Annotated in this window: 23 protein-coding genes; 2 read left to right on the top strand and 21 right to left on the bottom strand. The window is 52.7% G+C overall.

Annotated elements, in window-relative coordinates; genetic code table 11:
- Window positions 1–28: 28 nt before the first annotated feature.
- From glmU to MWU62_RS02425, 18 genes are all read right to left on the bottom strand, one after another.
- A complete protein-coding gene (gene glmU, locus MWU62_RS02510; protein WP_247113257.1) occupies window positions 29–1393 on the bottom strand; it encodes a bifunctional UDP-N-acetylglucosamine diphosphorylase/glucosamine-1-phosphate N-acetyltransferase GlmU in 1365 nt (454 codons plus the stop codon).
- Between the two features lie 168 nt (window positions 1394–1561).
- Window positions 1562–1984, bottom strand: a complete 423-nt coding sequence (locus MWU62_RS02505) for a F0F1 ATP synthase subunit epsilon (RefSeq protein ID WP_216006813.1) — start codon at window positions 1982–1984, stop codon at window positions 1562–1564.
- A 36-nt stretch (window positions 1985–2020) separates the two neighbouring features.
- On the bottom strand, window positions 2021–3415 hold the full coding sequence (gene atpD / locus MWU62_RS02500) for a F0F1 ATP synthase subunit beta (RefSeq protein ID WP_247113256.1): 1395 nt from the start codon (window positions 3413–3415) through the stop codon (window positions 2021–2023).
- A gap of 53 nt (window positions 3416–3468) precedes the next feature.
- Window positions 3469–4329: a F0F1 ATP synthase subunit gamma gene (gene atpG / locus MWU62_RS02495; protein WP_200363853.1), complete on the bottom strand. Its 861-nt coding sequence runs from the start codon at window positions 4327–4329 to the stop codon at window positions 3469–3471.
- A 66-nt stretch (window positions 4330–4395) separates the two neighbouring features.
- On the bottom strand, window positions 4396–5940 hold the full coding sequence (gene atpA / locus MWU62_RS02490) for a F0F1 ATP synthase subunit alpha (protein WP_200363851.1): 1545 nt from the start codon (window positions 5938–5940) through the stop codon (window positions 4396–4398).
- Window positions 5941–5968: 28 nt separating this feature from the next.
- Window positions 5969–6505 (bottom strand): F0F1 ATP synthase subunit delta, encoded by a 537-nt coding sequence (locus MWU62_RS02485; protein WP_247113255.1) that lies wholly within the window; start codon window positions 6503–6505, stop codon window positions 5969–5971.
- An 11-nt stretch (window positions 6506–6516) separates the two neighbouring features.
- Window positions 6517–6987 (bottom strand): F0F1 ATP synthase subunit B, encoded by a 471-nt coding sequence (locus tag MWU62_RS02480; protein WP_200363847.1) that lies wholly within the window; start codon window positions 6985–6987, stop codon window positions 6517–6519.
- Window positions 6988–7083: 96 nt separating this feature from the next.
- Window positions 7084–7311, bottom strand: a complete 228-nt coding sequence (gene atpE / locus MWU62_RS02475; protein WP_014873137.1) for a F0F1 ATP synthase subunit C — start codon at window positions 7309–7311, stop codon at window positions 7084–7086.
- Window positions 7312–7364: 53 nt separating this feature from the next.
- The gene (gene atpB, locus MWU62_RS02470; RefSeq protein WP_247113254.1) at window positions 7365–8216 is read right to left on the bottom strand and encodes a F0F1 ATP synthase subunit A; all 852 of its coding nucleotides are present in this window, start codon (window positions 8214–8216) and stop codon (window positions 7365–7367) included.
- A gap of 15 nt (window positions 8217–8231) precedes the next feature.
- Window positions 8232–8624, bottom strand: coding sequence for an ATP synthase subunit I (locus MWU62_RS02465; protein WP_200363843.1), 393 nt, complete (start codon window positions 8622–8624; stop codon window positions 8232–8234).
- Between the two features lie 205 nt (window positions 8625–8829).
- On the bottom strand, window positions 8830–9705 hold the full coding sequence (locus MWU62_RS02460) for a ParB/RepB/Spo0J family partition protein (protein ID WP_216007312.1): 876 nt from the start codon (window positions 9703–9705) through the stop codon (window positions 8830–8832).
- Between the two features lie 63 nt (window positions 9706–9768).
- Window positions 9769–10563: a ParA family protein gene (locus MWU62_RS02455; RefSeq protein ID WP_247113253.1), complete on the bottom strand. Its 795-nt coding sequence runs from the start codon at window positions 10561–10563 to the stop codon at window positions 9769–9771.
- 76 nt (window positions 10564–10639) lie between these two features.
- Window positions 10640–11281, bottom strand: coding sequence for a 16S rRNA (guanine(527)-N(7))-methyltransferase RsmG (rsmG, locus tag MWU62_RS02450; protein ID WP_247113252.1), 642 nt, complete (start codon window positions 11279–11281; stop codon window positions 10640–10642).
- Between the two features lie 8 nt (window positions 11282–11289).
- The gene (gene mnmG / locus MWU62_RS02445; RefSeq protein WP_247113251.1) at window positions 11290–13176 is read right to left on the bottom strand and encodes a tRNA uridine-5-carboxymethylaminomethyl(34) synthesis enzyme MnmG; all 1887 of its coding nucleotides are present in this window, start codon (window positions 13174–13176) and stop codon (window positions 11290–11292) included.
- 358 nt (window positions 13177–13534) lie between these two features.
- Window positions 13535–14815: an MFS transporter gene (locus MWU62_RS02440; protein WP_247113250.1), complete on the bottom strand. Its 1281-nt coding sequence runs from the start codon at window positions 14813–14815 to the stop codon at window positions 13535–13537.
- A gap of 28 nt (window positions 14816–14843) precedes the next feature.
- Window positions 14844–17957, bottom strand: coding sequence for an efflux RND transporter permease subunit (locus tag MWU62_RS02435; RefSeq protein ID WP_247113249.1), 3114 nt, complete (start codon window positions 17955–17957; stop codon window positions 14844–14846).
- A 3-nt stretch (window positions 17958–17960) separates the two neighbouring features.
- Window positions 17961–19055, bottom strand: coding sequence for an efflux RND transporter periplasmic adaptor subunit (locus MWU62_RS02430; RefSeq protein WP_247113248.1), 1095 nt, complete (start codon window positions 19053–19055; stop codon window positions 17961–17963).
- A gap of 37 nt (window positions 19056–19092) precedes the next feature.
- Window positions 19093–19641 (bottom strand): DUF3833 domain-containing protein, encoded by a 549-nt coding sequence (locus MWU62_RS02425; protein WP_247113310.1) that lies wholly within the window; start codon window positions 19639–19641, stop codon window positions 19093–19095.
- A gap of 287 nt (window positions 19642–19928) precedes the next feature.
- On the opposite strand from MWU62_RS02425, the gene MWU62_RS02420 reads away from it, so the two are divergent.
- Window positions 19929–21749, top strand: a complete 1821-nt coding sequence (locus MWU62_RS02420; RefSeq protein WP_247113247.1) for an acyl-CoA dehydrogenase C-terminal domain-containing protein — start codon at window positions 19929–19931, stop codon at window positions 21747–21749.
- 65 nt (window positions 21750–21814) lie between these two features.
- Here the strand turns inward: MWU62_RS02420 and MWU62_RS02415 are convergent, their stop codons facing one another.
- The 3 genes from MWU62_RS02415 to MWU62_RS02405 form a co-directional block, all read right to left on the bottom strand.
- Window positions 21815–22561 carry a transporter substrate-binding domain-containing protein gene (locus MWU62_RS02415; RefSeq protein ID WP_247113246.1) on the bottom strand — a complete coding sequence of 249 codons (747 nt, stop codon included), beginning with the start codon at window positions 22559–22561 and terminating at the stop codon, window positions 21815–21817.
- A 228-nt stretch (window positions 22562–22789) separates the two neighbouring features.
- Window positions 22790–23845, bottom strand: coding sequence for a cytochrome-c peroxidase (locus tag MWU62_RS02410; RefSeq protein WP_281494739.1), 1056 nt, complete (start codon window positions 23843–23845; stop codon window positions 22790–22792).
- Window positions 23846–24010: 165 nt separating this feature from the next.
- Window positions 24011–24679, bottom strand: a complete 669-nt coding sequence (locus MWU62_RS02405) for a DUF2959 domain-containing protein (RefSeq protein WP_247113245.1) — start codon at window positions 24677–24679, stop codon at window positions 24011–24013.
- 78 nt (window positions 24680–24757) lie between these two features.
- Here MWU62_RS02405 and MWU62_RS02400 point away from each other — a divergent pair, with 78 nt between their 5' ends.
- Window positions 24758–25216, top strand: a complete 459-nt coding sequence (locus MWU62_RS02400; RefSeq protein WP_247113244.1) for a YchJ family protein — start codon at window positions 24758–24760, stop codon at window positions 25214–25216.
- Window positions 25217–25219 lie beyond the last annotated feature (3 nt).

The raw sequence follows: 25219 nt of genomic DNA, 5'->3' as shown, positions 1-25219 counted from the left end.
ATCGTGGTGAAAAATGTAAAAAACCTGCTCAGTTTTTCTCCGGCTTTTGCCAACCCGAAATATTTCGCTGGCGGCCCCTGGCCACGGCCAGCTCATGCTCCGGCACATCCTTGGTAATGGTTGAGCCAGCGCCGACAGTAGCACCTGCTCTTACAGTAACCGGAGCAACCAACGAACTGTTGGATCCAACAAACACGCCATCCCCCAACACCGTCTGGTATTTATTCACGCCGTCATAGTTGCAGGTAATAGTGCCCGCACCCACGTTTACATTGGTTCCCAGCGTAGCATCACCCACGTAGCTTAGGTGGTTAATTTTGCTGCCTTCGCCAACGATGGTTTTTTTAGTCTCAACAAAATTGCCCACCTTGGTATTGGCCGCCAGTTGCGTGCCGGGGCGCAATCGCGCGAAAGGCCCAACCTGTGCATTAGGGCCAACACTGGCTTGCTCGATAACACTGTGGGCATGAATCTGAGCGCCATCCGCAATGTTGGCATCGGTAATCACACAGCCGGGTCCAATGGATACATGGCTGCCCAAGGTCACTTTGCCATTAAAGACCACATTCACATCAATCAGTACATCGTTTCCGATACAAAGTTCCCCGCGCACATCCACCCGTGCGGGGTCAGCCAGCGTTGCTCCTTCGGTCATCAAACGATCCGCTATTCGGCTTTGGTACCATCGCTCAAGTTCAGCCAACTGCAAACGGTTGTTAACTCCCTGCACTTCGAAGGGGTTGCCCGGCTGAGCAACGTTGACGATCATGCCAGCCTGCACAGCCATGGCGATGATATCCGTAAGGTAGTACTCGCCCTGAGCGTTGCTGCTGGAGAGCCGGGGCAACCAGTCTTTTAAATGGCGGGCGCTAACCGCGAGAATTCCCGTGTTTACTTCTGTAATAGCCAGCTGTTCCGCACTGGCGTCTTTTTGCTCAACGATGGCGATAACCTGCCCTTTCTCGTTTCGCAAAATTCTGCCATACCCTTGTGGGTTATCCAGAGTCACGGTTAGCAACCCCAACGTGGTTTCATCCAAATCCTGAACGAGCCCTTGGAGAGTTTCTGCGGTCGTCAGCGGCACGTCGCCATAAAGCACCAGCACCCGCGCATCGTCCGGGAGTTCCGGTAGCGCCTGCGCAACTGCATGGCCTGTGCCCAATTGCTGTTCCTGCATTACCCAACTAACGCTATAAGCAGTGGAGGCCGCTTTAACCTGATCAGCACCATGGCCAATAACGCCATGAACCTTCTCAGCACCAAGCGTTTGGGCGGTATCAATCACGTGATGAAGCATGGCTCGCCCAGCCACCTTGTGCAGTACCTTTGGCAGCGATGATTTCATCCTTGAGCCCTGACCGGCGGCCAAGATAACAACGTGCAACGGTGACATGGGGCAACAACTCCCTTACGTGGTGGGGTTCTATCAATGGTAGTTCACACAACAAAAAAGCCGCACCTCGTAGTGGAAGCCAGCATCGTAATAGCCTTTTCAGGCCATACAATACCCGCTACCCACGCCGGGATGCGGCTTTATCGGGGCAAGCTCTGCCAGAGCGTTCTAGCGAACGTTCTTGCGCAGCTTTTGCAAAGTACGTAACTGAGCGGCCGCTTCGGCCAGCTCTGTAGCCGCACGGTAATACTCAAACTCACCCGTCTTATTCGCCAGTGCTGCTTCGGCGTCTTTCTGAGCCTGCACAGCGGCAGCCTCATCAACGTCTTTGGCACGCACCGCCGTATCGGCCATCAAGGTTACAAGGTTTGGCTGCACTTCCAGGTAACCCCCGGAAACGTAGAGGATCTCCTCTTCGCCACCTTGTTTGATGATCCGGACTGCCCCCGGTTTAAGGGCGGACAGCAACGGAGCATGGCCAAACTGAATGCCCAACTCACCCTCGGTACCGGTAGCGATAAGCATCTCTACCAAACCGGAGTAAATCTTCTTTTCAGCGCTTACGACGTCGCAATGTACTGTCATAGCCATATCTCTAAGCCTCTTGGGTCAGAAAGTGAAAGAGGATTACTTAGCTTCTTTCGCTTTCATGGCCTTCGCTTTTTCGATGGCTTCGTCCATAGAGCCGACCATGTAGAAAGCCTGTTCAGGCATATCGTCATAGTCGCCATTGAGGATGCCTTCGAAGCTGCTGATGGTGTCTTTCAGAGACACATATTTGCCGGGAGAACCGGTAAATACTTCAGCAACGTGGAACGGCTGAGACAAAAACCGCTCAATCTTACGGGCACGGGATACGATCTGCTTGTCTTCTTCTGACAGCTCATCCATACCCAGAATAGCGATGATGTCTTTCAGTTCCTTGTAGCGCTGCAGAACGTTCTGCACACCACGGGCAACAGCGTAGTGCTGCTCACCAATCACCAACGGATCCAACTGACGGGAGGTGGAGTCGAGCGGGTCGATTGCAGGGTAGATACCCTTGGAAGCAATGTCACGGCTCAGTACCACAGTCGCGTCAAGGTGCGAGAAGGTGGTTGCAGGAGATGGGTCAGTCAAGTCATCCGCAGGTACGTATACCGCTTGGATAGAGGTGATAGAGCCATCTTTAGTGGAAGTAATACGCTCCTGAAGCTCACCCATTTCCTGAGCCAGAGTCGGCTGGTAACCTACTGCTGAAGGCATACGGCCCAACAGTGCAGATACCTCAGTACCAGCCAAGGTGTAACGGTAAATGTTGTCTACAAACAACAGTACGTCACGGCCTTCATCACGGAACTTCTCAGCCATAGTCAGGCCGGTCAGTGCTACACGCAGGCGGTTTCCAGGGGGCTCGTTCATCTGGCCGTAAACCATGGCTACTTTATCAAGAACGTTTGAGTCCTTCATTTCGTAGTAGAAGTCGTTACCTTCACGAGTCCGCTCACCAACACCTGCGAATACGGAAAGACCGGAGTGCTCCTTCGCGATGTTGTTGATCAGTTCCATCATGTTTACGGTTTTACCTACACCGGCACCACCGAACAGACCAACTTTACCACCCTTGGCAAACGGGCAGATCAAGTCGATAACCTTGATGCCGGTTTCCAGAAGGTCAGCGGAAGCTGACTGGTCTGCATAACCTGGTGCTTTGCGGTGAATACCCCAACGCTCTTCTTCACCAATTGGGCCGGCCTCGTCAATGGGGCGTCCCAGAACGTCCATGATACGGCCCAGAGTCTGGGTGCCCACGGGTACGGAAATTGGCTTGTGTGTATTTTCTGCTTTCAGGCCTCGCTTGAGACCCTCGGTGCTGCCCATGGCGATGGTACGAACAACGCCGTCGCCCAGCTGCTGCTGAACTTCCAGAGTTGTCTCGCCACCTTCAAGCAGCAGTGCGTCGTAAACGCCTGGCACGGCGTCACGTGGAAATTCCACGTCGATAACCGCGCCAATGATCTGAACGATGTGTCCGCTACTCATGCTCGGTTCCTCGTTATCTTAATAGTCAATAAAACCAGTAGGATTGTGGCGGATCAGACCGATGCCGCGCCGCTCACAATTTCCGAAATCTCTTGCGTAATGGCTGCCTGACGAGCTTTGTTATAAACCAGCTGCAACTCGTCAATAATGTCACCTGCGTTATCGGTAGCACTCTTCATGGCAATCATCCGTGCCGCCTGTTCGCAGGCAAGATTCTCTACCACGCCCTGATAAACCTGGGACTCAATAAAACGTGGTAGCAGCCCGTCCAGAATCGGACGCGCATCCGGCTCATAGATGTAATCCCACTGGCGACCAATATCTTCTTCCGTGCCTTCCGGCAGTGGCAGAAGCTGCTCAGCTTTCGGCATTTGTGTCATGGTGTTCACAAACTCGTTGCTCACCAGATACAGGCGGTCAATCTTGCCTTCTCTGAATGCATCGAGCATCACCTTAACGTTGCCGATCAGCGTTTCCGCACTGGGGTCATCACCCAAATGCGTTAGCGCAGCAATCACGTTTCCGCCGTAGTTGCGGAAAAACGACGCACCTTTCTGCCCGATAGCACAGAGATCGGTTGCGACACCTTTTTCTTTCCAGTCGCGCATTTCGCGCACAAGCAGTTTGAACACGTTTGCGTTCAAACCACCGCACAAACCGCGATCGGAGGAGACAACGATGTAGCCAACACGTTTCACCTCACGCTCAACCATGAACGGGTGGCGGTAATCTTTATTGGACTTGGCGATGTGTCCAATTACCTGCCGCATCTTTTCTGCATAGGGGCGAGTTGCCTGCATACGCTCCTGAGCTTTACGCATTTTACTCGCAGCTACCATTTCCATGGCGCTGGTGATTTTCTGCGTGCTCTTGATGCTGCCGATCTGGTTACGTATTTCTTTTCCGATGGCCATATGTCACTGCCCTTTCAAGTTAGACACTCTTTGGGACCAACAAACCCGCCGCAGCGGGCATTGGTATTACCAGGTTTGAGTGGTCTTGAATTTCTCCAGAGCAGCTTTCAGGCCAGCGGCAATTTCATCGTTATATTTGCCTTCAGCACCGATTGTTTCGAGCAGTTCTTTTTGCTCTGACCGCATCCAGTCCAACAACTGGGCTTCAAACTTAACAACCTTGTCAACGTCTACATCGTCAAGGAAGCCTTCGTTCGCGGCAAACAGAACAGTACCCATTTCAGCCACAGACATTGGGCTGTACTGGTTCTGCTTCATCAATTCGGTAACACGTTGACCGTGCTCAAGCTGCTTACGCGTGGCTTCATCCAGATCCGATGCGAACTGGGCAAAAGCGGCCAGCTCTCGATACTGAGCCAGAGCCAGACGGATATTGCCGCCCAGTTTCTTCATGATCTTAGTCTGGGCTGCACCACCTACCCGCGATACCGAGATACCTGCGTTCATCGCCGGGCGAATACCGGAGTTAAACAGGTTGGTCTCGAGGAAGATCTGACCATCAGTAATCGAGATTACGTTGGTCGGTACGAATGCAGAAACGTCACCAGCCTGAGTTTCGATGATTGGCAAGGCGGTCAAAGAACCGGTCTTACCTTTCACTTCACCGTTGGTGAACTTCTCAACATAGTCAGCGTTTACGCGGGAGGAGCGTTCCAGAAGACGGGAGTGCAAGTAGAAAACGTCACCTGGGTAAGCTTCACGTCCTGGTGGACGACGCAACAGCAGGGAGATCTGACGGTATGCAACGGCCTGCTTGGAGAGGTCATCGTATACGATCAGGGCGTCTTCGCCACGGTCACGGAAGTATTCACCCATGGTAGTACCGGCGTAAGGTGCCAAGAACTGCATAGATGCAGGATCTGCAGCACCGGCGGCTACCACAATGGTGTGGTCCATCGCGCCATGCTCTTCCAACTTGCGTACAACCGCAGCAATGGAAGACTGCTTCTGGCCAACGGCGACGTATACGCATTTGATACCAGAGTTCTTCTGGTTAATGATCGCATCAATCGCAACAGCAGTTTTACCGATTTGACGGTCACCGATGATCAACTCACGCTGGCCGCGGCCAACGGGAACCATGGTATCGATGGCTTTCATACCAGTTTGTACCGGCTCGTCAACGGACTGACGTTCGATAACACCCGGTGCTACTTTTTCAACTGGATCAGTCTTAGTGGTTCCCAGATCGCCTTTTCCGTCAATCGGGTTGCCCAAGCCATCTACAACACGGCCCAAAAGCTCCGGGCCAACCGGTACTTCCAGAATACGGCCGGTGCAACGTACTTTCTGACCTTCGGCCAGATCTTCGTAGTCACCCAGTACCACGGCGCCAACTGAGTCGCGCTCAAGGTTCAACGCCATACCAAATACGCCATTGGCGAATTCGATCATCTCGCCGTACATAACGTCGGCCAGACCGTGGATTAGCACGATGCCGTCTGCTACAGACAGGATGGTGCCTTCATTTTTTGCTTCAGAAGAGATGTCGAGTTTCTCGATTCTCTTTTTGATGATGTCACTGATCTCGGATGGATTCAGTTGCTGCATGCCTTTGTCCTCAAACCTTTTGCTGAAATCAGGAGCCCAGTGCTTTAGCCATTTTGGCCAGCTTGCCACGGACTGAAGCGTCAATAACCAAATCGCCGGTATTCACCACCACACCGCCGATCAAAGAACGATCAACAGAGGTTTCCAAGGCGACTTTACGCTCCAGTTTTCCGGACAATGCTTCTGCTAGCTTTTGCTGCTCATCGGCGGTCAATTCATACGCAGTGCTTACCTTCATATTAACTGTGCGCTCAAGTTCCGCACGGTAGAAGGTAAACAGCGTTGAAATTTCCGGCAGCAGCGCTAGGCGCTTGCTTTCAGCAAGAATCAACAGGAAGTTTCTGAGTGCTTGAGGCATCTGTTCTTCTGCAGTATCGAAAAACAGCTCTGCCTTGCGTTGCTCAGACAGGCCAGGATTGGCCAGAATTTTCTTCACAGCGTCGTCCGCCGCCAACAAACCAACAAAAGCAAGTGCCTGATCCCAGGAATCAACGGCGTCTTGCTCTTTAGCGGCGTCAAAAACGGCTTTCGCATAGGGCCGGGCTAACGTAATCAGTTCTGCCATGGGACCCTCGCTTAGAGTTGTGCGGCCAGCTTGTCCAGCATCTCGCTGTGAGCTTTGGCATCGACAGAGGTTTCCAGGATCTTCTCGGCACCGGCAATGGCAAGCAATGCCACTTCTGTCCTGAGTGCGTCGCGAGCCTGAACACGCTCCTGCTGAATTTCCGCCCGGGCCTGCTCAATGAGCTTTTCACCTTCTTTGCGAGCATCGTCTTTTGATGCTTCTACAATCTGGGCGGCGCGCTTGTTGGCCTGATCAATAAGAACAGCAGCTTCTTCTTTGGCTTGCTGCATTTGCTGGGCCGCCTTTTCCTGAGCTAGCTCAAGATCCAGTGAAGCCCGGTCAGCAGCAGAAAGACCATCAGCAATTTTCTTCTGGCGCGCTTCCATGGCTGCCGTAATTGGCGGCCATACATACTTCACGCAGAACCAGACGAAAATAGCGAAGGCAATCGATTGCCCTATTAACGTAAGGTTTATATTCACGGCAATATACCTCTTGCTATTCGTTGCGTGCTGGAAACCGAAAAACCAGGCGCCAGCCTCTGATTATCAGGGTAGCGCCCGCATCTCTGGTCTGTGTTAGCCAGCAACAACGAAGATCAGGTACATCGCGATACCAACACCGATCATCGGAACGGCGTCCAGAAGACCAGCCATGATGAAGGTCTTAACCTGCAGTTGGTTAGCCATTTCTGGCTGACGAGCGGTTGCTTCAAGCAGTTTGCCGCCCAGAATACCAAAGCCAATACCGGTGGCCAGTGCGCCCATACCGATGATGATCGCTGCTGCAATAAATACCATTTCCATTGAGAACTCCTCAGTTTTTCAGATAGTTAAGGGTTTGCTTTTTAACGGGTAAATCAGTGATCTTCGTGCGCCGCCGCAAGATAAACTATTGTCAGCATGGTGAAAATAAACGCCTGCAGCGGAATTACCAGAATATGGAAAATGGCCCAGGGCACGTTCAGAGTCCACTGCGCCCACAATGGCAGCAGTGCAATCAGAATAAACACAACTTCACCGGCGTACATGTTACCGAACAGACGCAACGCCAGGCTGATGGGCTTAACGATGAGTACCAGAATTTCCAGTACAAGGTTCACCGGGATCAACGCCCAATGGTTGAACGGTTGCATGCCAAGTTCTTTAGCAAAACCGGTAACACCTTTTATTTTCAGGCTGTAGAAGATAATCAGCAGGAACACGCCAATAGACATACCAAAGGTCGCATTGGGGTCTGTGGTAGGTACGATCTTGAAGTACTCAAGCCCCATAGCGTGTGCAATCGTTGGAATGTAGTCCACTGGAATCAGCTTAAGCACGTTCATTAGCAGTATCCACACGAAGATGGTCAATGCCAATGGTGCAATCAGCGGGTTACGGGCATGAAAGCCGTCTTTTACCAGATTTTCAATGAACTCTACGGTGACCTCTACCAGGTTTTGCAAGCCACCAGGCACACCTGTAGTCACTCGCTTGGCCACGAAACGGAAAAGCCCCAAAAACAGGACACCCATTGCGATCGACCAACCTAAGGTATCTACGTGGATAGCCATGAAGCCCATATCTGCAGCTTCTTGCGCAGTACGAGCGAAGGTCCAGCCAGACTCACTCATCACACTGCCGTCAAAACGCTCATAGCCAGCATCAAGCTTGCCATAGGTCAGATTTTGGAGGTGGTGCTTTATATACTCTACTGGGGTATCAGCCATTCTGCTCTCGTCCCATCATCGCCGTGGTTGCGGCCGTATCAGCCAGCGCAACGCGCCACCTGCTAAGACCATCACAGCAAAAGTGAATAACAGAGCCGGAACGTATACCGGCTCCATTAAAGTGAAAACGGCCGCGAAAAAAATTGCGGTAAGGGCGATTTTGGTGGTTTCCGCCCTGAACAAATTCCCCACCATCAGGTGCGCATTACGGGCGCCCTGGTAACGATAAACCCGATTTACAAACCAGGCATTTGGCACTATAAAGATAAGACCGCCGATAAATGCGGAATAACCGGCCAAAACACTGTGAAGCGACCATAGCAGGCTGATAATGAACAAGCCTGTAAACTCTATAATCAGCCAACGGGCCAAAGGAACGTGGGTGATTCGAGATTGCCGAGATTTCATATCACCGCCATCATTCCAATCGCGCGAAATTATATGTTTTAAGCACTTGTTGTTCAACCAGACTCTGCACGAAATCTGGCCAAAACATACTCAAACTAGCGCTAAGAATCACCATTTACCACACAATTTGTGGTTAGCGGCTGTTGTGGTCACGACATCTGGTGGTTATGGGACTTTCAGCCGACATGCTGATTTTAATGTCCAATTAGCGGATATGACCAAGAATACCGTCTAACTCGTCCAGTGAACTGTACTCAATCACTAACTTACCCTTGCCGCGCTGACCGTGTGCAATCGATACTTTTGCCCCCAAACGCTCGGCAAGGTCATCCTGCAAAGCACGAATATTGGGATCTATGGCACCGGTTTTTGCGGGTGTTCCGGCTTCTGCGTTTTGCTGAATCCGACGCACCAGATCTTCAGTCTGGCGCACAGACATGGATTTTGCGACAACCTGCTTCGCCACCTGCACCTGCTGCTTCGGTGAGAGCGTCAACATGGCCCGGCCATGACCCATTTCCAAGTCGCCGTGTTCAAGCATTAACCGTACATCTTCGGTCAAGCCAATCAGGCGTAGTAGATTGGTAATAGTGGTGCGGGACTTCCCAACGGCTTCGGCTACCTGAGCTTGGGTTAAACCAAACTCTTCTTGCAATCGTTGGAGTGCGAAGGCCTCTTCAATGGGGTTGAGGTTTTCCCGCTGGATATTTTCAATAAGCGCCATGGCAATGGCAGCTTCGTCTGGCACATCGCGAATGATGGCAGGAATACTGTCCAACTCCGCCATCTGGGTAGCGCGCCACCGGCGCTCACCGGCAATCAGCTCGTAACGGCCTTCGGCAATTGGGCGAACCACAACAGGCTGCATCACGCCCTGCTGGCGAATGGAATCTGCCAGCTCCTGAAGAGCAGCAGGGTCCATATCACGCCGGGGCTGAAAACGACCGCGCTGGATCAGATCGATGGGAACCTGTCGCAACTCACCGTCGTGATCTTTCAGTTCCTGATCCAGATTAACTCTGGAACCGGCTAGCAGGGCTCCCAGCCCACGCTCGCCCAATCCTCGTTTCTTCGCCGCCATGGTATCAGTCATTCTTCCCGTTGATGGTGGTTGTGTATCTATAAAACCTAGCGAGGGGGTATGTTACACCGCAACCTGAGCCGGTGTCTTTTTTGCCCCGTGGCGACGCACCATTTCTCCAGCTAATGCAAGATAGGCAATAGCCCCTTTGGATGCTTTATCGTACTTTAAGGCTGGCATGCCATAGCTCGGCGCTTCTGCAAGGCGTACGTTACGTGGAATAACCGCACGATAGACCTTATCACCAAAATACTCGTTGAGCTGACTGGACACATCCAATGTGAGGCTGTTCCGAGGGTCATACATGGTTCTTAAGATGCCCTCTAGCTCAAGGTTTGGGTTCACGGATTCCTTAATTTGCTCCACGGTATTCATCAGTGCCGCCAAACCCTCTAGCGCGTAGTACTCGCACTGCATGGGTATAAGCACCGAGTCCGCTGCTGAGAGCGCGTTAACGGTTAGTAAACTTAGTGACGGCGGGCAATCGATCAAAATATAGTCGTAGTGGTCACGAACGCCGTTAAGAGCAAGCCTAAGCCGGTGTTCCCGGCCAATTTCGTTCATCAGCTCCACTTCCGCAGCGGTCAAGTCGCCGTTGGACGGCATAATGTCAAAGCCGGAAGCTTCTGCCGGGATAATAACTTCAGCAGCGGAGGCTCGTTTGGTCAGCAGGTCGTAGCCGGAAAGCTGCAGAACGTTTTTGTCCACGCCACTGCCCATAGTGGCGTTGCCCTGAGGATCCATGTCCACCAACAGAACCCGGCGCTTGGTGGCGGCCAACGAGGCAGCAAGGTTGACGCAGGTGGTGGTTTTGCCCACACCGCCTTTCTGATTGGTCACTGCAATCACGCGCGCCATGTCTTGCCTCCTTGTTCGTAAATACTGTTACTGAAGACCGCTGCCGAATACAGTTGCGGGTTACCGGGGCTAATCTCTAACTGGACTCTGACCGGGTTACCACCAGCAGGTGTCTCTCACCGCCAGCACCGGGTACTTCCAGAGAATGACTGGATGATACCTGCCAGCCTGCAGGAAGGGCAGCTATCTCATCATCCGGATACTGACCTTTCATGGCAAGGAAGCTTCCGTCACGCGCTAACAAATCACCACACCAAGCTACCAGATTATCCAAAGCGGTAAACGCCCGACTGCTGATTTGGCTATATGGGTGCTCGGGGTTGCAGTCTTCGGCGCGGCCGTGAATCACTTCCACGTTTTTCAGGCCGAGCTCCAGAACACACTGCTGCAGGAAGCGGGTTTTCTTACCATTGCTGTCCAACAATGTGAAACGCTTTTCAGGCAACACAATAGCCAGCGGGATACCGGGCAAGCCGCCGCCAGCACCCACATCTAACAAGTGCTCTGTGGTTACCCAGGGAAGGATGCTAAGGCTGTCGAGCAATTGCCGGGAAACCATTTCGCTTTCGTCCCGCACCGCGGTGAGGTTATAGGCCCGGTTCCATTTATTGAGCAGAGCCAAAAACGCCAGCAGTTGTTGTTGCTGGTCTTCGTTGAGGGAAAGTTGCATTTGCGCCAGCCCCTCAGAGAGCTGGCGCTGCCAGAGCGATTGAGTCATAGCCGCGTTCAGGCGCTCTGTTTGCGCAAAAGCTCGCGCTTCTTCAGGTGCACTAGAACCTGCGAGATTGCTGCTGGTGTAACGCCCTGAATGCGGGATGCCTGAGCAACCGTCTCAGGACGTACCTCTTTGAGCTTTTGTTTGATCTCGTTAGACAGGCCACCGATCACATCGTAATCCATGTCGATAGGCAGTGCGGTATTCTCATTCCGGCGCAAACGCTCAATTTCATCTGTCTGGCGCGAAATATAGCCTTCGTATTTGATTTCGATTTCCACTTGCTCTGCCACTACCGGGTCATCTGCCTGGGCAGCACCGATTTCAGCAACATGGCTGTAAACAATTTCCGGCCGACGCAGTAACTCTGCCAGAGTGTGATCCCGAGTCATGGGTTGCTTGAGGAAAGCATTGGCGCGTTCGCCTGCTTCGGTTGCAGGATGAATGCGGGTAGACTCCAGACGTTTGCGCTCAGTGGCTATGGCTTCACACTTTTCACTGAACTTCTGCCAACGCTCGTCATTGACCAGACCTAGCTTGCGACCAGTCTCTGTGAGGCGCAAATCGGCGTTGTCTTCACGCAGAATGAGACGGTACTCGGCGCGGCTGGTGAACATACGATAAGGCTCTTTGGTGCCCATGGTGATCAGATCGTCCACCAGCACCCCAAGGTAGGCTTCATCCCGGCGTGGATACCACTCGCTCTTTTCCTGAGCGCGCAAAGCCGCGTTGATGCCCGCCAACAAGCCCTGTGCACCCGCTTCTTCATAACCCGTGGTGCCGTTAATTTGGCCAGCGAAATACAGACCCTGAATAAACTTGGTTTCGAGCGTGTGGCGCAAATCCTGAGGGTTCAGGTAATCATACTCAATGGCGTAGCCCGGCCGCGTGATATGGGCGTTTTCAAAACCCGGAATAGAACGCACCGCCGCAAGCTGGATATCAAACGGTAGGCTCGTGGAAATGCCATTGGGGTAAAGTTCATGGGTGGTTAAGCCTTCAGGCTCTACAAAAATCTGGTGCGAATCCTTGTCGGCAAAACGGTTAACCTTGTCTTCAATAGACGGGCAATAGCGCGGCCCAACACCTTCTATATTCCCCGCGAACATGGGCGAACGGTCAAAGCCGCTACGAATAATGTCGTGAGTCTGCTCGGTGGTGCGGGTTACATAGCAGCACACCTGTTCCGGGTGCTGATCTCGGCTGCCGACAAAGGACATAACCGGTGCCGGGTTGTCTCCCCACTGCTCCTGCATCACAGAGAAGTCGACAGTGCGGGCATCGATACGCGGTGGTGTACCGGTTTTCAGGCGGCCTACATTAAAGGGCAACTCTCGTAACCGCTGCGCCAGCGCGTTGGCGGGTGCATCGCCTGCGCGCCCCCCGGAATGCTGCTGCATGCCAATGTGAATAACCCCGCCAAGGAAAGTGCCGGTAGTCAGTACCACTGTTTTAGCATTGAACCGGATGCCGGTCTGGGACACCACACCGATCACCTGATCGTTTTCCACAATCAGATCGTCTGCCGCCTGCTGGAACAGGGTGAGGTTTGGCTCGTTTTCGAGCGTATGACGAATCGCTGCCTTGTACAGAACCCGATCTGCCTGAGCGCGGGTAGCCCGCACGGCCGGACCTTTGCGGCTGTTGAGCACGCGGAACTGTATACCTGCAAGATCCGTTGCCCGAGCCATGGCGCCGCCAAGGGCATCGATTTCCTTTACCAGATGGCTTTTGCCTATGCCTCCGATGGCCGGATTGCAGGACATTTGGCCCAGCGTTTCAATGTTGTGGGTCAACAGCAGGGTTTGAGAGCCCATGCGTGCCGCCGCAAGCGCGGCTTCGGTACCGGCATGGCCACCACCAATGACAATAACATCGAAACGGGTTGGAAAATCCACAGCTCACCTCGGAAATCGGGGGATAAAATCAGGGCGGGGAGTATAACGTTTCACTTAAGAAATTGCAGTCAGAATGTGCAATTTTTAACCAGGAGTAACGACGGATTGCTCTCGTTAAACATTGAACCTCGGGACAAAGGTCTGGTTCTTGCCGTTTTTCGCACTGTGGAAAACCGAAATGACCGGCTTTTCATAGGCTTGGACGGCTCTCCTAACAAAAGTTTTCAATAAAGTTATCCACAAAAACTACCACTTACCACGAAGCCTTTATTGACAATCAAACCTTTGTTTTAATTGAATTTATCAAAACCTATTCAGAGCTTGTCCGCAGCTTATCCCAACAATTATCCACAGACTCTCACCCGGCTTTACGCCTCAGGCGCCACACGGCTATGAGCATAATCCCGTTAACCAACGACAACAGCAGGAAGAAGCCCGGAATAGCTACTTCGAGAACGCCAAGCACCACTATGCCCGTAAGCGCACTCACCACCATGAACAGCGCGTTGATCACATTCAGTGCTGCAATAATGCGTGCCCGTTTGTTTGGCGGGGTTTCATGCTGGATAAAAGCATAAAGTGGCACGATGAACAAACCACCACAAACCCCAATGCCCACCAAATCAAGCAATACCCGAATGTAAACGGGGTCGGTAATCAGCGTCCACCATGTTGAAGGTTGCGGGTTCCCCGGCACCGCAAAAAACAAATCTACCCCTAGCAGAGTTAGGCCAAGGGCTCCCCATGGCACAGGCGCAAGAGTGATGCGGTGTTTGGTAAGCCGTTCGCACATCATGGAGCCGATGGAGATACCCACAATAAACATAGACAACAATAGAGTGACCACGGTTTCATCACCCTGAAGGTTGCTGTAGGCAAAGCTGGGGAACTGGGTGAGATAGGCGGCACCCAGAAACCAAAACCAGGATATCGCCAAAATGGCCCAGAGCACAGGTTTACGCTCAGCGGCGACACTCATCAGATGCCAGGTTTCCAGAATCGGGCGGAACGGGATCACTTGCTCGCTACTAGCCATGCCAGTTTGTGGCACTTTTCGAGCCGCGAGATAGCCTACAACCGCCATTGCCACCACACCGACTGCTGTAAGTTTGGCCGCCGCCTCAAGACCCATCAGTACACCAGCGGCTATGGTTCCAAGCAAAATGGCCACGAACGTGCCCATGCTCACTAGGCCATTACCGCCCACCAGCTCGCCGTCACTCAGCACCTGCGGCAAAATGGCGTACTTTACCGGCCCGAAGAAAGTGGATTGGGTGCCCATCAGGAATAGCAGTATCAATAAGCCTTCGTACCAACCAAACCAGAGCGCCAGAGCCGCCATGGCCATAATGCCTATTTCGGCCAGCTTAACCTTGCGAATTATGGCCGACTTCTCGTAACGGTCTGCCATCTGGCCTGCAATGCCGGAAAACAGGAAAAACGGCAGGATGAACAAAAAAGCTGCCAAATTAATCACTGTGTTAACCGAAAGCCCCATCAAACCGGTGGTCTGATAGGCAATCAGGAGCAGCAGCGCGTTTTTATAAAGATTGTCGTTGAAGGCCCCGGAAAACTGGGTGAGATAAAACGGCAAAAAACGCCGCTGTCCCAGTAAACGGAACTGACTGTGTATGGCCATGTAAGCATCCGGGTTGCTAGGTTTCGCTTCAGTCTAACGAGTTTGCTTGAGGCAGAGATGCCTGGCGTTCCAGCTCATGCTCTACTGCATTTGCCGATTTGGCAAAGCCAGCCAGTAGATTGTAGAGCACCGGAATGATAAACAAAGTAAGCGTGGTCGCAAAGATTAGCCCACCCAGAATCACCATGCCAATCGCCGCCCGGCTTTCCGCGCCGGCTCCCGTCGCTATAACCAGAGGTACAGCGCCAAAGACGGTGGATATGGTGGTCATCAGCACGGGTCGGAAGCGCAAGGAGGCGCCCTCCAGAATTGCATCCTTCACCGCGTATCCTTCATCCCGCAGCTGGTTGGCAAACTCCACAATCAATATGCCGTTTTTCGACATAAGCCCTAACAGCATGATGATTCCTATCTGGCTGTATATGTTCAGGCTTATGCCGCTCCACCATAGCGCCAACAGTGCTCCGGTTACCGCCAATGGCACCGGGAGCATGATGATCAGCGGGTGAATCCAGCTTTCAAATTGGGCTGCCAGAACCAAAAACACGATAATAAAGGCCAAACCAAAGGTGACATAAATCGCCGAGGACGATTCTTGGAATTCCCGGGACATGCCCCGGTAGCTCACCCTTGCTTCGGGCGGCAGGTTATCCACAGCCAGATTGTTCAGGTAAGTCAGTGCCGAGCCCAAATCGTAGCCATCTCCTAACGACGCGCTGACTACCACAACCGGCAGCCGGTCGATACGGCGCAGATCGGGGTTTGCGCCAAGTTCGTCAACCGTTACCAGAGCCTGCAGGGGTATGAGTGTGCCGCCCTCTCTAGGCCGCAGAAAAATCTGCCCTAAATCCGCTGGCGTAGCGCGGTCGGCGTCCGCCGCCTGCACGATCACATCGTATTCACGGCCACGATCCTGATAGGTAGTCACCTGACGGGATGCCAGCATGGTTTGCAGGGTTAAGCCAACATCCTCAATGGTAATATCCAGATCGGCCGCCCGCTCGCGATCAATTTTCAGGAGCAACTCTGGACGGGTGAGTTCAAAGTCCGTTTGCACATTCAACAAGTCCGGGTTTTCCTTGGCCAAGGCAACAATTTCCTCACCCCAGACTCGGGCGGATTCGTAATCCGGGCCAGCAATAACAAATTCCACGGGTTGGCTAAAGCCTCTCTGGCCCAGCCCCGGTGGGTCTATGGCTACAATCCGAACCCCCGCAACCTCACGCAGCTTGTTGCGTATTTCACTGGTAATCTGTTGCTGTTTTATGTCCCGCTCTTCCCATGGCGCAAGGCCCATGATCATGAAGGCGCTGTCTTCCTCGTTCCGGAAGCCAACGATGGAAAGCAGGCGACTGGCAACACCGGATTCAAGATAAGGCAAAAGCTTTTCTTCGGCCTTGCGTGCGTAATGGTCAGTAAACTCCACCGTGGAACCCCGAGGGGCATTGGCGGGCATGATGATAACGCCCCGGTCTTCCGTAGGCGCCAGTTCCTGAGGCAGCTGCGGGTAGATAACAACAGCAACTACCAGCCCCACAAGCCCCAAACCCAGCACTAACCCCGCCTGATTGAGGGAAAATCGCAGCAGCCGTTCATAGCCGTTGGTGAGGCCGTTCAGCACTTTCTCACTAGCGGCCCAAAAACGATGCCCTTCCGCGCTCTCGGGACTGTGTCTGAGCCATTTTGAACAAAGCATGGGAGCAAGGGTAAGCGCCACCAGGCTGGACACCACCACCGCTGCTGCCAGCGTAAAACCAAACTCCGCAAACAGTCGCCCGATGTTGCCTCCCATGAATGAAATGGGCACAAACACGGCCACCAACGTAAGCGTGGTAGCAATAACCGCAAAGGCCACCTGCTTGGCGCCGCGATAAGCCGCTAGCAACGGCGGTTCGCCTCCATCGATACGTCGCTGGATGTTTTCCAGCATCACAATGGCATCGTCCACCACCAGACCAATGGCGAGAATCACCGCCAGCAAGGTGAGCACGTTAACGGAAAAGCCCAGAAATCCGAGGCCAATAAAGGCACCGATCACCGCTACCGGAATGGTAACGGCCGGAATCAGCGTTGCGCGCCAGGAACGCAGGAACAGGAAGATAACGAGAATGACCAGAGACACAGCAATGGCCAGAGTGATCATTACCTCGCGAATGGAAGCGCGAATAAAAATGGACTCGTCGTAGCTTTCGGTAATAGAGATTTCCGGAGGCAGGGTTTCCCGTATTTTGTCCAGCTCAGCTCGGACAGCATCGGATACCGCCACAGTATTCGCCTTGGACTGGCGGATAATACCCATGCCGATGGCGGTTTGGCCGTTGGCCCGCAAACGCCCGATATCGGACTCCACGCCCATGTGCACATCCGCTACTTCTCCAAGACGCAGTAACTGATTGCCATCCCGGCGAATCACAAGTTCACGGAATTCTTCAACTTTGGTCAGGCGGCCTTCTGTGCGAACGGAAAAATTGCGAGTAGAGGAATCGACCGAGCCCGCCGGTAATTCCACATTGTTGGCACGTAAGGCCCGCTCCACCTCGGCCACAGTAATGTCCCGGGCGGCTAGGCGTTCCCGGTCGAGCCACACGCGAATGGCATAGCGGCGCTCACCACCAATGCGCACATCGGCAACGCCGTCCACCACGGCCAATCTATCCGCCAGAACCCGGTCCGCATAATCACTCAGTTCGGCACTGTCCCAGACCTCGCTGCGTAAAGTTACCCACATCATCGGGCGGGCATCGGAATCCGCTTTGCGGATAATGGGTGGATCCGCTTCGTCCGGTAGCTGGTTGGCAACTCGGGACACCGCATCGCGCACATCGTTGGCGGCGATATCGACATCCCGGGAGGTGGAAAACTCGATACTGGTGCGGGAATCCCCTTGTTCGGTAGACGACTCAATGGTGCGAATCCCTTCGATACCACTGATCGCTCCTTCAATGACCTGAGTAATCTGGGTGTCCACCACATCGGCGGCAGCACCGGTGTAATTTGTAGAAATCGACACTATGGGCGGATCAATGTCTGGGTATTCGCGCACCGGCAAACCCATCAGGGCTGTGAGCCCAAACACCACAATCAACAAGCTGAGAACCGTGGCAAAAACCGGGCGTTTGATGGAAATATCGGAAAGAATCACCGCTTACGACCCCACAACACTGGTGAACCGATTATCGGGAATGGCGGTTTCATCATCCACCACCCGAATACGTTCACCACTGCTCAGCCGATCCTGACCACTTACAATCACTTGATCATCGGCGGTCAGGCCTTCGGCGACCTCTACGCTCCCGGGCATGCGCGCGCCCAAGGTGACGCTCACACGTCGGGCGATCCCGTCCTCCGCGACAAACACGTATTTATTGGCACCACGTAGCATCACCGCCTGCTCCGGAATAACCAAAGCCTGCCGTTCACGCAAGGTCAGGTTCACAGACATGAATTGCTCGGGGCGCAAGCGGCCCTCAGTGTTATCGATCAGGGCGCGGACCGGCAGGGAGCGGCTTAGCTCGTCAATTCGGCTACCCAATTCAACCAGTTCGCCACTGAACGTTAACTCGGGATAGGCGGGGGATCTGCCCTGAACTTTCTGGCCGGGGCTGATCTGGCCAAGAAAGCGCTCGGGAACGGAAAAATTGAGTTCCATGCGGGAGGTGGCATCCAGTGTGGTTACCCGTGTACCCGCCGTTAAGTATGCACCAATGCTAATATCACTGAGGCCTGTTACACCGGCAAACGGCGCTTCTATAAGATGGTTTTCAAGCCGGACACGGGCCGCGGTGTGTTGGGCTTCAGACACTTCTACGGCTGTTCGGAGTTCATCCACCAAAGACTGGGAAATGCTGTTCTTGTCTCTCAAGCTTCGGGCGCGCTCGTACTGGCGCCGGGCGTCTGCCAGCTGCGCTTCGATAACACCCAGATCTGCCCTCGCCTGCCGGTCATCCAGCCGCAGCAGCACATCGCCCTGCTTCACCTGTCGGCCGGATTTTAGGTTGATCTCCATCACACGGCCGCTTGTTTCTGCGGTTAACTCAACGGCATTCACCGCTTTCAGGTTACCAACCGCCGCCACCTGATCGCGCACGGTATCGGTTATTGGCAGTACCGTATTTACCACACTGGCTGGCCGTTCTCGGGCAGCTTGCTCCTGCACGGGGCCAACGAAGTTGCGATAAGCCAGAGCACCACCAACTGCCAAAACCACCAGCAGCAAACCGATCAACCATTGCTTCAACATACAATTTCCCAGCAGACAGACCGGCTAGCGCCGGGTGTTATTTTTTCTGAATCACAAGTACAAGCTCGCCCACATCAACCCCCCATTTGCTCATAGTGGTTTGATTGATCAAGGTATCGGGCGTTACAAGATACATCCAGTCGTCCATTCGCACATCCACAGTTCCATCACCATAGGCTATACGAAGCACGTAATTCATGTGAATGGTATTACCACTCCAGCGCATGGTGCCGGGCTCTACCACATCACCCGCCTCGGCATGATAGCTATCGGCAGTCTCCGAAGGCGTTAGGGTCCAAATCCGGGTTTGGACTTCGCCGTCATCAAAACGGAATTCTTCATCCAGCGTCCCCACCCCGGTGTTGTCCCAAGATGCGGAAATATCCGCATCGAATGTGCGAATCACTTCACCAGACATGTCCTTGACCACACCACGGGCACTAAGTTCACCGCTAAAAAAGTTTTCCGGAACAAGCTTGGGGCCACGCTCTGCGTAGTCGGTTAATGCTGGCCCGGAACACCCACTCAACAACCCCAAAACTGTTATAAAAACGAGTATAGAGCGCTTACCTGTTTTGGGAATCATGGAAGGCGGGTTTTGCATCTTTTTTACACTATTCATAGGGCTCTCCAGGGGAGGTTGAGTCAGAAACTCCATCAAAATTCACAGTTCAACGCGTGTTGAATGCATACGCCCAGAGGCAGGTCTTCGATCAGCAGATACTTAAGGCAGAGCCCATTGACTGTCTTTATTGACATTGCGTTGGGCGCTTTTCGTCAATGGAAGCCGGAGCGGAATGCCGTAAAACAACAACCAACTTTGCAATAAATAGCCCTACTTTCAGATTTTCAGACCTTTACAGAGGATTGATTATGCCGGTATACAAGGCGCCTTTGCGTGACATGAAGTTTCTGCTTAACGAAGTGTTTGATTACCCGAAACACTACGCCTCACTAGCCAGTGGCGAGAACGCAACCCCGGATATTGTTGACGCTATCCTCTCCGAGTGCGCTCGCTTCTGTGAAGAACAGCTGAGCCCCCTTTACCAGCCCGGTGATGAAGAAGGCTGTACGCTGAAAGATGGCGAAGTAACCACACCGAAAGGCTACAAAGAAGCCTATAACCAATATGTGATGGGTGGCTGGCAAGGGCTTTCTGCCCCGGAAGAATTCGGCGGTCAAGGTCTACCTGCCTCCATGGGCCTTCTAAAGCAAGAAATGATGGGCACCGCGAACTGGTCTTTCTCCATGTACCCGGGCTTGTCCATGGGTGCCATGAACACCATCTTTTTGCATGGTACTGACGACCAGAAAGATACCTATCTTACTCCGATGACCGAGGGCCGCTGGGCCGGTACCATGTGCCTGACCGAGCCCCAGTGCGGCACCGATCTGGGTCAGGTAAAAACCAAAGCCGAACCACAGGCAGATGGCACCTATAAGGTTACCGGCACCAAAATTTTTATCTCCTCCGGCGACCACGATCTTACCGAGAACATTATCCACATTGTGTTGGCTCGCCTGCCGAACGCACCCAAGGGCACCCGCGGCATTAGCCTGTTCATTGTGCCTAAGTTTATAACCGCAGCCGAAGGTGGCGTAGGTGAGCGTAATGCCGTGGTATGTGGCAGCCTCGAAAAGAAAATGGGCATTAAGGCGTCTGCTACTTGCGTAATGAATTTCGATGGCGCAACCGGTTATCTGATCGGCCCTGAAAACGAAGGCTTGGAGTGCATGTTCACGTTTATGAATACAGCTCGTATCGGCACTGCAATTCAGGGTGTAGGCCCGGCTGAACTTTCTTACCAGTGGGCTTTGGACTACGCCAAAGAACGCCGCTCCATGCGCGCACTTTCGGGTAAGAAAGAACCGGATCAGATTGCCGACAGCCTGATTCACCATGCCGATGTGCGCCGTATGCTGCTCACCCAGAAAGCGATCGCCGAAGGTGGCCGCGCCATGCTCTATGATGCCGCCCGCCTAGCCGACCACATGGTTGAGGGTCATACCGCCGGTGATGCTGAAAAAGCGGATAAGTACGATGACAAGCTTGGCTTCCTGACACCCATCCTGAAAGGGTTCCTTACTGAACTGGGCAATGAAGCCGCTAACCTAGGTATGCAGGTTTTTGGTGGACACGGCTACATCCGTGAACACGGCATGGAGCAGATCGCCCGGGATACCCGTATTGCCACACTGTACGAAGGCACCACCGGTATTCAGGCACTGGATCTACTTGGCCGCAAAGTATTACTAACCACCAAAGGTGGCGCAGTTCGTGATTTTACGGCCCGAATTGCCAATTTTGCCCGCAAGCACCTAACCGACAGCCGGGTACGCCCCTTCGCTCTGGAACTGCTTAAACTCACTGCTCAATGGAATCTGCTTACCATGCGGATTATGTTTGCAGCGCGCAAAGATCGTGACGTGGTAAGTTCCGCTTCGTACGATTTCCTGATGTATAGCGGCTACGTGACCATGGCTTACATGTGGGCTCGACAAGCTGCAGCGGCAACTAATTGTCTGGATAACGGGGGCGATGAATCAGAGGCTTTCTATAACGCTAAGCTGGCAACTGCAGACTTTTACTATGAGCGTTTACTTCCCAGGGCTCAGGCACACGCAAGCAGTATGCTGAGCTCTAGTAAAAACCTAATGCAAATAAGTGCGGACGATATGGCCTTCACTGGATAAGTTATCCGGTGATTTTTGTCCCGGGTAGTTTCTACCCGGGAATTTTTCGCAGTGCGAACTCGTGTTTACAGGCCGTATTTAGTCCCGATAGCGTCAAAAGTTCCATCTTTCTTCGTTGCTTCAAGAGCCTTGTTGAGCTCTTCGATAACCTCATCGGGTGTTTCCGGACTCATTGCCAGATATAGATCAACGTCGTTAAACGAGAACACCGGAACCAAACCTTCAACATCCTGTTGCGAGGCCAGATAAGGCCCTGCAAGACGCTCTGCAATCCAAAGATCAATCTGGCCTAACGCCAAACGCTTTGGGTTGAGATCGTCACTCTCGATTACAGACACATCATATCCACGTTTCAGAAGATATTCGCTACGGACATCGTTGCGATAGCCTCCAATGGTTTTGCCTTTTGCATCCTCAAGCGTCTCCATTGTGAACGTGCTTCCCGGAGGAGCAAAAACCGTCCATAGATTCTGCGCCAATGGCCCCACCCACTTAAACAAGGGTGCACGCTCTTCCGTGTAAGTTGTGCAGAAAATGCCGTGGTTGGCTTTAGACAAGGCCCGGTTGTAGCCATAATTCCAGTTACGTAGTTTGATCCGGTAATCGAGGCCAGACTTATCCAGAACCGCTTTCGCCCTTTCCGTGCATATGCCATCAATATTATCGGCGCTATGTTCGAACGCGCGGCCTTGGGTGCTCATGTTGTAGGGCGGAAAATTCTCGGTATAGATATACAGCCTTTCAGCCGCAAACACTTGCTCGGTGCTAAAAAATGCGAGCATTGCCAAAAAAATCAGAGAAATGAATTGCATGGAAAGGTCTCCTTTAACCCACGTTCCGACGCACAGAGATACAATCAATTAAAAATATTGTTAAACCGGAGTGTAGTTGAAGGCGCTTAGAGTTTGTATTTAATGGTGTATCGTTATGTAAAGCAAAATTCGGATGTGTGGATATGGCTACGTTAGAATGGCTCTGTCACCCCGAATAAGCGGAGTTCGGAATAACAGAGCCAAACAAGTTTTAACTCACTGCAAAGATCACTGCGGCACGACCATGGATTCCGGTTTCGGGGTATCGTCGGTGCTTGGTGGCAACTCGGGATACCGTACCTCCGGAATTTTTCCGGTCAGGGTTTTCAAGAAGGCTGTGATGGACTTAACTTCCCCATCGTTCAGTTCCGCACCCAACTGGGCGGTACCCATAACAGCAACGGCTTCTTCCAGACTCCAAACCGCACCTGAGTGGAAATAAGGCGCTGTCAGCTCGATGTTCCGCAGGGGTGATGCCCTAAATACATATTCATCAGAAGCGGTGGAAGTTACTGCAAAACGGCCTTTGTCGCCGGTAGGCAGAATATCGGCGCCAGGCTTGGTCACCAGACCAAACGGATAGTACGCCTGACCGCCCAGATTTACGCCAGCATGGCAGGCCACACAGCCCTTATCCATAAACAGAGCCAAGCCTTCCTGTTCCTGCTCGTTCAAGGCTGTTTTATCGCCGCGCAGGAATTTGTCAAAATCGGCATCGGGCGTAATCAGCGTAGCTTCATAGGCCTCAATCGCAACAGCCATATTGTTAAAGGTTACTGGATCATCCTCACCGGGAAAGGCTTGGCCAAACTTTTCAACATAAGCTGGCATGCTGGATAAGGTCTTTACAACACGCTCCGGCGTGCTGCTCATCTCTACGCCCGCCTGAACTGGCCCTTTCGCCTGTTCCGCAAGATCCGCCGCCCTGCCGTCCCAGAACTGCGCGGCGTTAAAAACAGCGTTGAACACGGTAGGAGAGTTTCGTGGCCCTTTCTGCCAACCGTGGCCAATAGAAACTGGAAGGTAGTCGTGCCCACCCATGCCTACGTTATGGCAGGTATTGCAGGAAATCAGGTGGCTTGCAGACAAGCGCGGCTCAAAAAATAGCATTTTCCCAAGCTCGACCTTTGCTTCGGTCAGCTCATTGCCATCAATAACCGGTGGGTACTGGGGAATCGCCGAAAACATGTCCCGCGCACGATCCTGCAAGTCTGCCGCTATTGCGGTCCCTGCAGTAATACCCAGGCTCACAGCGATAGCCACTTTAAGTGTTTGCCGTTTCATTTTTCTGCTCTCTCATTTGCGGGTAGTTACTAAATCTCAAACTAGCAGAAGGTTAACGTTTGTAAATGAAAGGAGCGCTGCAGGCGACATTACCTGCAGTAAAATTGACGACCGTCAAATTCAAGAATTCAACGCTTGGTTTTATTAACTCAAGCCCCGCGCGGGTTATTCACGAAACCGCTGTATAAATGTTTCAGATTCCGCGATGGATGCTTCCATGTCACGAACAAGGCTATCTACATCCTGTTGAATCTGCCCCAATTCGTCTTCAAGGGAACCTATCGCCTGAGCATTAAGGTTATGCTTCAGAAAAAGTACCTGATCTTCAAATGCTTCGAGCACAGGGTCCATACGCTTTTCAACCTGATGCATTCGGGTAATCAAGCTGCTGTATAACTCGCGGGTTTCATCTAGTTTGCGCTTGCTCGTTTTCCTAAGTGAAGCACTTTCGTAAAGATCCAGTTCATCTTCCCACTCGTCAAACAAGGCTTCGGATACATCCTCAACCGCCTCGATACGATCCCGTACCTTATTTGCCGATTTGAGGCTGTCATCATAAGCGTCACTGATGACATTATATTTGTCCTGAAGCGTGGTTTCTGGCGTGTCCACCACGCTCTGAAACTGCTCTAAAGACGAGCGGAAGGTTTCGCGGGCATCACTCTGGGAATCTCTAGCATCCCCCACTCTATCCACCAGAATATCGCGTTTTTCAACACCGAATTTTTCCATCGTGCTGTAATACATTGAACTGCAACCACTGAGTACCAGCATCAGACAAAATAATCCGGTTAGCCGGGTGAATACAGAAGCTTTAGTGGTTTCGGTAAACATGGTTTGAATCAATCCTTTGGTGAATGGGCGCGGTTGTTATACTGCAAGCTTAATCCTTGACGCAAATGCTACAAAATAATGACAGAGCAAACTACTATCCCACACTGCCCCTGTGGCAACCAGAGCCCATACGCAGACTGCTGCCAGCGCTACCACCAAGGCGCAATTGTTCCAACTCCCGAGGCCCTGATGCGTTCACGCTTTAGCGCATTTGTGCTGAAGTTGGAGGACTACCTCCGTGTAAGCTGGCACTCCAGTACCCAGCCAACCGTTCTGGATCTGGACAAATCACCAGACTGGGCATCGCTGCGTATTCTGGAAAGCAGCGAAAGTGGCGATAGGGGTCGCGTACACTTTCAAGCCATTTACCGACTCAACCCCGGCTGGGGCTTTCTACAAGAGGATTCGGAGTTTGTGCGGGAAAATGAGCGCTGGGTTTACCTAAAGGGTGAACCGCAAGAAGGTATTTTAAAGCCCGGACGCAATGACCCCTGCGCATGTGGTAGCGGCAGGAAGTTTAAGGCGTGTTGTTTGTGAGGT

Origin of the sequence: Marinobacter sp. S6332 (assembly GCF_023016045.1) — a bacterium.
Lineage (GTDB): Bacteria > Pseudomonadota > Gammaproteobacteria > Pseudomonadales > Oleiphilaceae > Marinobacter.
The sequence above is the reverse complement of the archived record's forward strand: the minus strand, read 5'-3'. Positions and strand labels throughout refer to the sequence as shown.

What these genes read in the sequence shown, in the direction of transcription:
- MWU62_RS02400 (WP_247113244.1), top strand. Translation starts at nt 24,758, where the DNA reads ATGACAGAGCAAACTACTATCCCACACTGCCCCTGTGGCAACCAGAGC.
- MWU62_RS02420 (WP_247113247.1), top strand. Translation starts at nt 19,929, where the DNA reads ATGCCGGTATACAAGGCGCCTTTGCGTGACATGAAGTTTCTGCTTAAC.
- rsmG (WP_247113252.1), bottom strand. Translation starts at nt 11,281, where the DNA reads ATGACTCAATCGCTCTGGCAGCGCCAGCTCTCTGAGGGGCTGGCGCAA.
- MWU62_RS02425 (WP_247113310.1), bottom strand. Translation starts at nt 19,641, where the DNA reads ATGATTCCCAAAACAGGTAAGCGCTCTATACTCGTTTTTATAACAGTT.
- atpD (WP_247113256.1), bottom strand. Translation starts at nt 3,415, where the DNA reads ATGAGTAGCGGACACATCGTTCAGATCATTGGCGCGGTTATCGACGTG.
- MWU62_RS02485 (WP_247113255.1), bottom strand. Translation starts at nt 6,505, where the DNA reads ATGGCAGAACTGATTACGTTAGCCCGGCCCTATGCGAAAGCCGTTTTT.
- atpE (WP_014873137.1), bottom strand. Translation starts at nt 7,311, where the DNA reads ATGGAAATGGTATTTATTGCAGCAGCGATCATCATCGGTATGGGCGCA.
- MWU62_RS02415 (WP_247113246.1), bottom strand. Translation starts at nt 22,561, where the DNA reads ATGCAATTCATTTCTCTGATTTTTTTGGCAATGCTCGCATTTTTTAGC.
- atpG (WP_200363853.1), bottom strand. Translation starts at nt 4,329, where the DNA reads ATGGCCATCGGAAAAGAAATACGTAACCAGATCGGCAGCATCAAGAGC.
- MWU62_RS02505 (WP_216006813.1), bottom strand. Translation starts at nt 1,984, where the DNA reads ATGGCTATGACAGTACATTGCGACGTCGTAAGCGCTGAAAAGAAGATT.
- MWU62_RS02465 (WP_200363843.1), bottom strand. Translation starts at nt 8,624, where the DNA reads ATGAAATCTCGGCAATCTCGAATCACCCACGTTCCTTTGGCCCGTTGG.
- MWU62_RS02440 (WP_247113250.1), bottom strand. Translation starts at nt 14,815, where the DNA reads ATGGCCATACACAGTCAGTTCCGTTTACTGGGACAGCGGCGTTTTTTG.
- MWU62_RS02455 (WP_247113253.1), bottom strand. Translation starts at nt 10,563, where the DNA reads ATGGCGCGCGTGATTGCAGTGACCAATCAGAAAGGCGGTGTGGGCAAA.
- MWU62_RS02430 (WP_247113248.1), bottom strand. Translation starts at nt 19,055, where the DNA reads ATGTTGAAGCAATGGTTGATCGGTTTGCTGCTGGTGGTTTTGGCAGTT.
- atpA (WP_200363851.1), bottom strand. Translation starts at nt 5,940, where the DNA reads ATGCAGCAACTGAATCCATCCGAGATCAGTGACATCATCAAAAAGAGA.
- MWU62_RS02405 (WP_247113245.1), bottom strand. Translation starts at nt 24,679, where the DNA reads ATGTTTACCGAAACCACTAAAGCTTCTGTATTCACCCGGCTAACCGGA.
- MWU62_RS02410 (WP_281494739.1), bottom strand. Translation starts at nt 23,845, where the DNA reads ATGAAACGGCAAACACTTAAAGTGGCTATCGCTGTGAGCCTGGGTATT.
- atpB (WP_247113254.1), bottom strand. Translation starts at nt 8,216, where the DNA reads ATGGCTGATACCCCAGTAGAGTATATAAAGCACCACCTCCAAAATCTG.
- glmU (WP_247113257.1), bottom strand. Translation starts at nt 1,393, where the DNA reads ATGTCACCGTTGCACGTTGTTATCTTGGCCGCCGGTCAGGGCTCAAGG.
- MWU62_RS02460 (WP_216007312.1), bottom strand. Translation starts at nt 9,705, where the DNA reads ATGGCGGCGAAGAAACGAGGATTGGGCGAGCGTGGGCTGGGAGCCCTG.